General features: G+C 58.5%; 1 rRNA gene (cut by a window edge). It reads left to right on the top strand.

Annotated features, from left to right (window positions below):
• A 23S ribosomal RNA gene (locus C4334_RS14690) occupies positions 1 to 2,500 on the top strand; its annotated part reaches 490 nt to the left of the window's first position; the annotation flags it as partial.

Here is a 2,500-nt window from a genome sequence, read left to right as displayed (position 1 = left end):
GCGACCGATAGTGCACTAGTACCGTGAGGGAAAGGTGAAAAGCACCCCGGTGAGGGGAGTGAAATAGACCTGAAACCGTGTGCTTACAAGCAGTGGGAGGATCTTCAACGGATCTGACCGCGTGCCTTTTGCATAATGAGCCGGCTAGTTCGTGTCACAGGCGAGGTTAAGCCGTAGAGGCGAAGCCGAAGCGAAAGCGAGTCTGAACAGGGCGTTAAGTCTGTGGCACGAGGACGCGAAGCGAGATGATCTAGGCATGGCCAGGATGAAGCCGAGGTAACACTCGGTGGAGGTCCGAACCAGTGTGGGTTGAAAACCGCTTGGATGAGCTGTGCCTAGGGGTGAAAGGCTAATCAAATCTCGTGATAGCTCGTTCTCGCCGAAATGGTTTTAGGGCCAGCCTCGGAGGCGAAGCGTCGCGGTGGTAGAGCACTGAATGGGCTAGGGGCCCCACAGGGTTACCGAACCCAATCAAACTCCGAATGCCGCGCTACGCGTTCTCCGGGAGTGAGACCGTGGGGGCTAAGCTCCATGGTCGAGAGGGAAACAACCCAGACCGACAACTAAGGCCCCAAAGTCGTGGTTAAGTGGAAAAGGAGGTGGGGACGCCCTGACAGCCAGGAGGTTTGCTTAGAAGCAGCAATCCTTTAAAGAAAGCGTAATAGCTCACTGGTCAAGCGGCCCTGCACCGACAATTCAACGGGGCTTAAACCACGCGCCGAAGTTTCGGATGCGGTCGAATCTGCGGACTCGACTGCATGGTAGGCGAGCATTCCGTAGCTGCGAAGCGGTTCCGAAAGGGCCGTTGGAGCGATCGGAAAAGACCCTGTCGGCATAAGTAGCGATAACGCGGGCGAGAACCCCGCGCGCCGAAAACCTAAGGTTTCCTCTGTCAAGTTAATCTGCAGAGGGTAAGTCGGTCCCTAAGGCGAGGCCGAAAGGCGTAGCCGATGGAAATCCGGTTAAAATTCCGGAACCGCCAGCGTGTGCTGTGGGGGGACGCAGTCGGGTAGGCGAGACCGGCGATGGATGTCCGGTTGAACGCCGCGAGCCCGCCGCTTAGGCAAATCCGGGCGGCACATAGGGCGAGCGAGCGGGACGAAAGTACGCCCCTTCGGGGGCGGAAACAAGTCGCCGACCCCAGCTGCCAAGAAAAGCCTCGGGCAGCTTCAACACGCATGGTGACCGTACCGCAAACCGACACAGGTAGGTGGGGTGAGAATCCTAAGGCGCTTGTGAGAACCCTCGTTCAGGAACTCGGCAAACTAGCCCCGTAACTTCGGGAGAAGGGGTGCCCCGGTAGGGTCTTCGGGCCCGAGGGGGTCGCAGTGAAAGGTCCCAGGCGACTGTTTACTAAAAACACAGGTCTCCGCAAACTCGTAAAGAGGATGTATGGGGGCTGACGCCTGCCCAATGCCGGAAGGTTAAAGGGAAGGGTTAGCCGCAAGGCGAAGCCCTGAACTGAAGCCCCGGTGAATGGCGGCCGTAACTATGACGGTCCTAAGGTTCACTTTCGCGAGCCTTAGTAAAACCGAACCATATGCGGGAAACTCCTCGCACAGCCGTGCGGTACGTACTCGACGTGGGTCGAGCAGTAACAATCCGCCGGACATGGGGACAATCCGCAGGGAAGACTGGCGGAGTCCGCTATCGCGGACTTCGCGAGAACCCTCAGAGACTTTACGTTCGGGGCGGCTAGGCGATGAAACTTGAAGCCCAATGGGTTGTCGGCTTCGTGGATGGCGAAGGGTGCTTCTTCGTCGGTCTCAATCCGCACCCGGAGATGACCACCGGCTACCAGGTCCTGCCCGAGTTCACGCTCGTTCAGCACGAGCGTGACGTGCAGGTCCTCCATGCCCTCAAGGCCTTCTTCGGATGCGGTGTGGTCCGACGCAACCACGGTGATCGGTGGGCGTACCGAGTGCGCCGTCTCGATCACCTGCGGGATCGGATCATTCCGTTCTTCGAACGGCATCCGTTAAAGACCACGAAGCAAGTCAACTTCCTGAGGTTCCGCCGAGTCGTCCGCCTCATGGAGGCGAAACGCCACCTGACGGCGGAGGGGCTCGAGGAGATCAGGTCCATTGTGGCGATGATGAATCGCCAGCAGCCAAGAGAAAGTCCGGCTCCTCTGGAAACAGAGTGAGGTACACCGAGCGAAATTCCTTGTCGGGTAAGTTCCGACCTGCACGAATGGCGTAACGATCTGGGAGCTGTCTTAACGAGGGGCACAGCGAACTTGTAGTACCGGTGAAGATGCCGGTTTCCCGCGTCTAGACGGAAAGACCCCGTGGACCTTTACTACAACCTGATAGTGGGCTCGGGCAAATCATGCGCAGGATAGGTGGGAGGCTGCGAAGCCGGCCCTTCGGGGTCGGTGGAGCCAACGGTGAGATACCACCCTTGGTTTGTCTGGGCTCTAACCTGCCGCTGTGAATCCAGTGGAGGGACACTATCAGGCGGGTAGTTTGACTGGGGCGGTCGCCTCCTAAATGGTAAC

Source organism: Pyrinomonas sp., assembly GCF_040289685.1.
In the GTDB taxonomy this organism is placed as follows: Bacteria; Acidobacteriota; Blastocatellia; order Pyrinomonadales; family Pyrinomonadaceae; genus Pyrinomonas.
The sequence above is the reverse complement of the archived record's forward strand: the minus strand, read 5'-3'. Positions and strand labels throughout refer to the sequence as shown.